This window comes from Lachnoanaerobaculum sanguinis, from assembly GCF_033242365.1.
Classification (GTDB): Bacteria; Bacillota; Clostridia; order Lachnospirales; family Lachnospiraceae; genus Lachnoanaerobaculum; species Lachnoanaerobaculum sanguinis.
In genome coordinates this window covers 113,613-120,053 of the sequence record NZ_BTHK01000010.1, presented here as the reverse complement: position 1 = coordinate 120,053, position 6,441 = coordinate 113,613, and the positions used below count along the sequence as shown (strand labels likewise).

The window sequence follows — 6,441 nt, the reverse complement described above, 5'->3', positions numbered from 1 at the left end:
AACATAAAATACTAGAAAATACTATATAATAAAACGAATATTTTGACAAAAATTTCAACTGAAGAATGTAGGTTATATGCGGGTTGTAGGACTTTTTTAATGATTATTTAGGTGAACAAACTGTCAAAGACCCGTATAACAGACTTATTTTTATATGTCAAGCGAATTTTAAATATTATTTTAAAATTATTTTATGTCCCCTGTTAATTAATTTCTTTTTCCATTTTAGGTCTTGTAAAAGTGTAAAATTTGGACTATAATACGAAAAATGATTTTTATAAAGGAGAAGTATGAGACATCTTTTAAACCCATTGGACTTTTCTGTTGAAGAAACTAATGCACTCTTAGAGCTTGCTATTGATATTGAAAACAACAGGGGAAAGTATTCTAAAATTTGTGAAGGAAAAAAATTAGCAACATTATTTTATGAGCCAAGCACACGAACCAGACTCTCATTTGAAGCAGCGATGCTTAATTTGGGAGGTAGCGTACTTGGCTTTCATTCTGCCGACTCATCATCCGCAGCAAAGGGAGAAAGCGTTGCAGATACTATCAGAGTAATTTCTTCATATGCAGATATAGCGGCAATGCGTCATCCGAAAGAGGGTGCACCGCTTGTTGCAAGCAAATTCTCTTCTATTCCGGTAATTAATGCCGGTGACGGTGGACATCAGCATCCAACACAGACTCTTACAGACCTTTTGACAATAAAGAGAATGAAGGGAAATATCTCAGACCTTACAGTCGGACTTTGCGGCGACCTGAAGTTCGGTAGAACAGTTCATTCACTTATTAACGCTCTTATCAGATATCCGAATATCAAATTTGTTCTTATCTCCCCTGAAGAGCTTAAAGTTCCCGACTATATCAGAGATGATGTACTTAAGGCAAATAATATCGAGTTTAGTGAAGTTACAAGTCTTGACGAGGCTATGCCTGAGCTTGATATACTTTATATGACAAGAGTTCAAAAGGAACGTTTCTTCAACGAGGAAGATTATATTCGTTTGAAGGACACATATATTTTGGATAAGCAGAAATTAAAGCATGCTAAAAAGGATATGTATATACTCCATCCTCTTCCAAGAGTAAATGAAATAAGCGTTGAGGTTGATAATGACCCTAGAGCCGCATATTTCAAGCAGGCTGAGTTCGGTGTATATGTAAGAATGGCTTTGATTCTCACTCTTTTGGAGGTAAAATAATGTTAAATATCAGTGGATTAAATGAAGGTGTGGTACTTGATCATATAGAAGCCGGAAAAAGCTTGGATATATATTTTCACTTAGGACTTGATAAGCTTGATATACCTGTTGCAATTATAAAGAATGCCAAATCTAAAAAAATGGGTAAGAAAGATATTATCAAAATCGAAGGTGATGTACTTGATTTGATAGATTTTGATGTAATCGGATATATTGATCACAATATCACAATCAATGTTATAAAGAATAATGCAATAGTTGAGAAAAAGACTGTTTCATTACCTGAGAAGATAACAAATATTATCAAGTGTAAGAACCCCAGATGTATCACTTCGATAGAACAGGAGCTCCCACATATCTTCTATCTTTCAGATAAGGAGAATGAGGTATATCGTTGCATCTATTGTGAAGAGAAAAGAAATAAGAAAAAATAATATTTTAAACTACAAAACTGCCGGATTAAATTTTAATCCGGCAGCCTTTTTATACCAATATGGCTTTCTTTATTTCCACCTTTTCAGGTAATCCTTTTATTTCTCTTAGAATCTTCATGAACTCTTTTCCGGTAATAGTTTCCTTTTCTATAAGGAACTCTGCCAGTTTGTCCATTACATCTTTATTTTCTCTAAGGATTCTAAGGGCTTCATCATAGCTCTTTTTAAGTATTTTCATTACTTCTTTGTCAACTTCGGTAGCCGTATTGTCACCACAGTCAAGTATTGCCTGTCCTGACAGGTATTGATTTTCAACTCTTGCAAGTCCCATCAATCCGAACTTTTCACTCATACCGTACTGTGTAACCATTGCTCTGGCAATAGAGGTAGCCTTTTCAATATCATTTGATGCACCTGTTGTTACTGAATCAAATACTATTTCCTCGGCCGCTCTACCTCCAAGAGTACTTACAAGCATATCCTCAAGTTCTTTTTTTGACTTAAGATATGTCTCTTCTTCAGGTACATACATTACATAACCCAAAGCACCCATGGTCCTCGGTACAATAGTGATTTTTTGTACAGGCTCGGAGTTTTTTTGCAGTGCAGAGATAAGCGCATGTCCCACCTCATGGTAGGATACAATTCTTCTCTCTTCCTGATTCATAACTCTGTCCTTTTTCTCCTTACCGACAAGCACCACTTCAACAGCTTCAAAAAGATCTTTTTGCTTTACAGCTTTTCTACCTTTTTTTACGGCCAAAATAGCAGCTTCATTTATCATATTGGCAAGGTCCGAACCTACAGCACCTGATGTAGCAAGTCCTATTGCTTCAAGATCTACGCTGTCATCCATAAGTACATCTTTTGAATGTACCTTAAGGATGTCAACTCTTCCTTTAAGATCAGGTCTTTCAACAATCACTCTTCTATCAAATCTACCCGGACGAAGTAATGCAGGGTCAAGTATCTCAGGTCTGTTTGTAGCACCCAGTACTATAAGACCTTTTGATGAATCAAAGCCGTCCATTTCGGAAAGAAGCTGATTGAGAGTTTGTTCTCTCTCATCATTTCCTCCACCCATTCTGGAATCTCTGCTCTTACCTATAGCATCTATCTCGTCTATAAATATGATAGCAGGAGCCGCCTCCTGTGCCTGTTTAAATAAATCTCTTACTCTTGAAGCACCAACACCTACAAACATCTCTACAAAGTCTGAACCTGACAGAGAAAAGAACGGTACATCCGCTTCTCCGGCCACAGCCTTTGCTAAAAGTGTTTTTCCTGTTCCCGGAGGTCCTACCAAAAGAGCTCCCTTCGGAAGTCTGGCACCAATCTTTGTATATTTCTCAGGATTATGCAAAAAGTCAACGATTTCAGTCAAAGACTCTTTTGCTTCATCTTCACCTGCTACATCCTTAAATGTAATACCGGTTTCCTTTTGAACATATACTTTCGCATTGCTCTTGCCGACTCCCATGAATCCGCCTCCACCCATTTTCTTCAAGAGGAAATTCATCATAAGTATGAAGAAAATAAACGGTAGAATAAAGCTTAGGAATGACAGTATCGTAGATGTAGTCTCAAACCTTTCCATAGTTGCCGGTACATTGGCAGCATATAATCTGTCAACCAATGAATCGTCTTCTATTCTGACCGTCTTATACACAGTCATGGTTGAGTAGTCTGAAAGATTAGGCTTTACCTTTATTTCAATGGCAGTTGCCATTACCTTTACCGACTCCACCTTTCCGTCATTTACCATTTGCATAAACTCAGTATAAGGTACTTCCTTCGTTGTGGCCTTTTTCAGCCTGTTTGAAAGTATGCTTACTGCAAAGAATGCAATGGCAGCCGCAATAATAAGTATAATAATCGTCCTATTATTCAGCCCATTGGATTCATTTTTATTTTTTTTATCCATACACTTCCTTTCTATTTTATTTTACTCTTATTATAATTTATAAGAGAACCTGCCTCCACTATGGATTTTTCCGCATCAGTCATTTCTGCAATGCTTAAGCTTATTTCTTTTATATTTTCACCTATAATATAGGCAGGAATTTTTGACATATCACCTCTTAGATGCTTCTTGATATTAGGTACGAAGATATAATCTCCAACCTCGAAATCAGGCTCAGAATCTAAAAGGAAAGGCAGCATACCCCAGTTCATCACATTTGAGCGATATCTCTTTGTTGCATACTCCTTGGCAATGTTTGCAAGACCGCCGATAACTCTCTGGCAACTCGCAGCCTGCTCTCTTGCAGAACCGTCACCGGGTTTCTTGGCATATATCATACTGCCTATCTCGGTTTCGTTTGCGACAATATCTGCAAATTCAGGTATATTCTTTATCTTTTCAAATATATTTGATAACTCCGTATTATCTTTTAAGATGTCCTCACCTTTTCTTCTTGACTTTTCGATAACATCTACCGCCTTGCTTCTGCCTACATATTCAGGATCTCTTCTTGAAAGTGTAAACTCTGCAAGTCCAAGCGGATTTGATCTGTAAGAAGATGTCTCTCCTGAAGGTATAAGCTCATCTGTAGTGGTTACCTCGTCAAGTATCTTTGAACATACCTTTAAAAGAATATTGTCGGTAAGAGCGGTCATCTCAGGCCAGTCCTTTATATTAGGTCCGTAAACCAAAGCACTGTCCTCTCTTGCCTCTCCAAATCCCTGATATACTCTGTTTTTATATATTGTGTCATCATAATTATACTCAGGTACAATATAATCATCTGCAAACTCTGTAGCAGGTGTTAAAAATCCCTTGTTTCTTGCAGTTGCGGCTACAGATCTCGCATCCATAAGAGCTACAGCGGACATCTGACCCGATCCCGGCTTTGAACCTTCTCTGTTAGGGAAGTTTCTTGTAGTATGTCTTATAGAAAGGCCGTTATTTGAAGGAGTATCTCCGGCACCGAAGCAAGGTCCGCAGAATGCAGTCTTTACTACCGCACCGCTTTCCATAAGATCCGCTACAGCACCGTTTCTTGTTGTTTCTATAAATACAGGTTGTGATGAAGGATATACATTTAAGTTAAACTCATCAAATCCTGTACTGTATCCTTTAAGTATATGTGCAGCCTCCATTACATTTGAATAAGTTCCGCCTGCACAACCTGCTATAATACCCTGTGATACTCTAAGCTTTCCGTTTTCTATTTTATCTAAAAGTCTTAGACCCTTTCCGGCTTCTCCACCTATCTTTATTGCCTCAAGCTCAACTTCATGAAGAAGATCTTCTAAATTCTCATTAAGGAAATCTATTTCATATACATTACTTGGGTGGAATGGAAGTGCAATCATCGGCTTGATTGTAGAAAGGTCCACATGAACAACACCGTCATAATATGTTATATCGGCAGGCTTTAATTCTTTATAATCCTCAGGTCTTCCGTGAACTGTAAGGAATTTCTTTGTATCCTCATCAGTCTCCCAAACAGATGAAAGGCATGTAGTCTCTGTAGTCATAACATCTACACCGTTTCTATAATCTGTGGTCATAGATGCTATTCCGGGTCCTACAAACTCCATTATCTTATTCTTTACATATCCGTTTTTAAATACCTTACCTATTATTGCAAGTGCGATATCCTGCGGTCCGACACCGGCCTTCGGTGCTCCCTCAAGATAGATTGCAATAATTTCAGGTCTGTTTACATCATAAGTATCCTGTAAAAGCTGTTTTACAAGCTCACCACCGCCTTCACCTATAGCCATTGTTCCAAGTGCTCCGTATCTGGTATGTGAATCGGAACCGAGTATCATCTTTCCACAACCTGCAAATGCCTCTCTCATATACTGATGTATTACCGCAATATGAGGTGGTACATATATACCGCCATATTTTTTTGCGGCGGAAAGACCGAACATATGGTCGTCCTCATTTATAGTTCCGCCAACTGCACAAAGTGAGTTGTGACAATTTGTCAAAACATAGGGTATAGGAAATTTTTCCATACCGCTTGCCTTTGCAGTCTGTATTATTCCAACAAAAGTAATATCATGTGAAGCCATGGCATCAAACTTCAGTCTGAGCTTATCCATATTTCCTGAAGTATTGTGTTTTTCAAGTATATTGTAAGCTATACTTCCCTTTCTGGCTTCTTCCTTATCTATATCTTTGACTGTAACAGCTTTTAATTTATCTAAATCATTCTCTTCTATAAGTGTCTTACCGTTAATAAGGTAAGCTCCACCATTGTACAAATTAACCATATTTCCTCCTAGTTTTCCAGAATAGTATATACTATCAAAAAATTATTTTCAAGGCTGATGATTTTATTGGAAAAACCAAAATGAGGGCTCTGCCCTCATTTATGATACGGTTCATTATTTCTGATCCTGTATGCTCTATATATTTGTTCCAGTAAAATAACTCTCATCAGCTGATGCGGAAAAGTCATCTCTGAAAAACTCAAGCTTTCATCAGCTCTGTCAAGCACGGTTTTATGAAGTCCTAAAGAGCCTCCGATTACAAATGCCAGATTTCCTTTTGATAGAATATCATATTTTTCCATTCTCTTAGAAAAATCTTCTGAAGAATATTTCTTACCGTCTATTGCAAGCGCAACAACATAGCTGTTTGAAAGCTTTGATAAAATCCTTTCGGCTTCAACTTCCTTGATTTTTTCTTCTTCAAGTAAACTTGCATTTGCAGGAGTTTTCTCATCCTTTAATTCTATTATGTTTAACTTTGCATATCTTGAAAGTCTTTTTGAATATTCATCTATAGCGTCTTTGAAAAACTTTTCTTTAATACTTCCGACAACCACAATATTTATATTCAT

5 protein-coding genes are annotated in these 6,441 nt (G+C 37.3%); 2 read left to right on the top strand and 3 right to left on the bottom strand.

Annotated elements, in window-relative coordinates; translation table 11 throughout:
* Positions 1-290: 290 nt before the first annotated feature.
* Positions 291-1,205: an aspartate carbamoyltransferase gene (gene pyrB / locus SBH76_RS08280; protein WP_009662583.1), complete on the top strand. Its 915-nt coding sequence runs from the start codon at positions 291-293 to the stop codon at positions 1,203-1,205.
* Positions 1,205-1,639 carry an aspartate carbamoyltransferase regulatory subunit gene (locus tag SBH76_RS08275; RefSeq protein WP_034215672.1) on the top strand — a complete coding sequence of 145 codons (435 nt, stop codon included), beginning with the start codon at positions 1,205-1,207 and terminating at the stop codon, positions 1,637-1,639. The genes pyrB and SBH76_RS08275 overlap by 1 nt, the downstream gene beginning before the upstream one ends.
* Before the next feature lie 49 nt (positions 1,640-1,688).
* Here the strand turns inward: SBH76_RS08275 and ftsH are convergent, their stop codons facing one another.
* The 3 genes from ftsH to rlmH all read right to left on the bottom strand — a co-directional run bounded on the left by ftsH (position 1,689) and on the right by rlmH (position 6,441).
* Entirely contained in the window at positions 1,689-3,563 is a 1,875-nt protein-coding gene (gene ftsH, locus SBH76_RS08270) for an ATP-dependent zinc metalloprotease FtsH (RefSeq protein ID WP_007591779.1), read from the bottom strand.
* A gap of 11 nt (positions 3,564-3,574) precedes the next feature.
* The gene (locus SBH76_RS08265) at positions 3,575-5,869 is read right to left on the bottom strand and encodes a hydratase (protein WP_317977458.1); all 2,295 of its coding nucleotides are present in this window, start codon (positions 5,867-5,869) and stop codon (positions 3,575-3,577) included.
* 95 nt (positions 5,870-5,964) lie between these two features.
* Positions 5,965-6,441: a 23S rRNA (pseudouridine(1915)-N(3))-methyltransferase RlmH gene (gene rlmH / locus SBH76_RS08260; RefSeq protein WP_290648390.1), complete on the bottom strand. Its 477-nt coding sequence runs from the start codon at positions 6,439-6,441 to the stop codon at positions 5,965-5,967.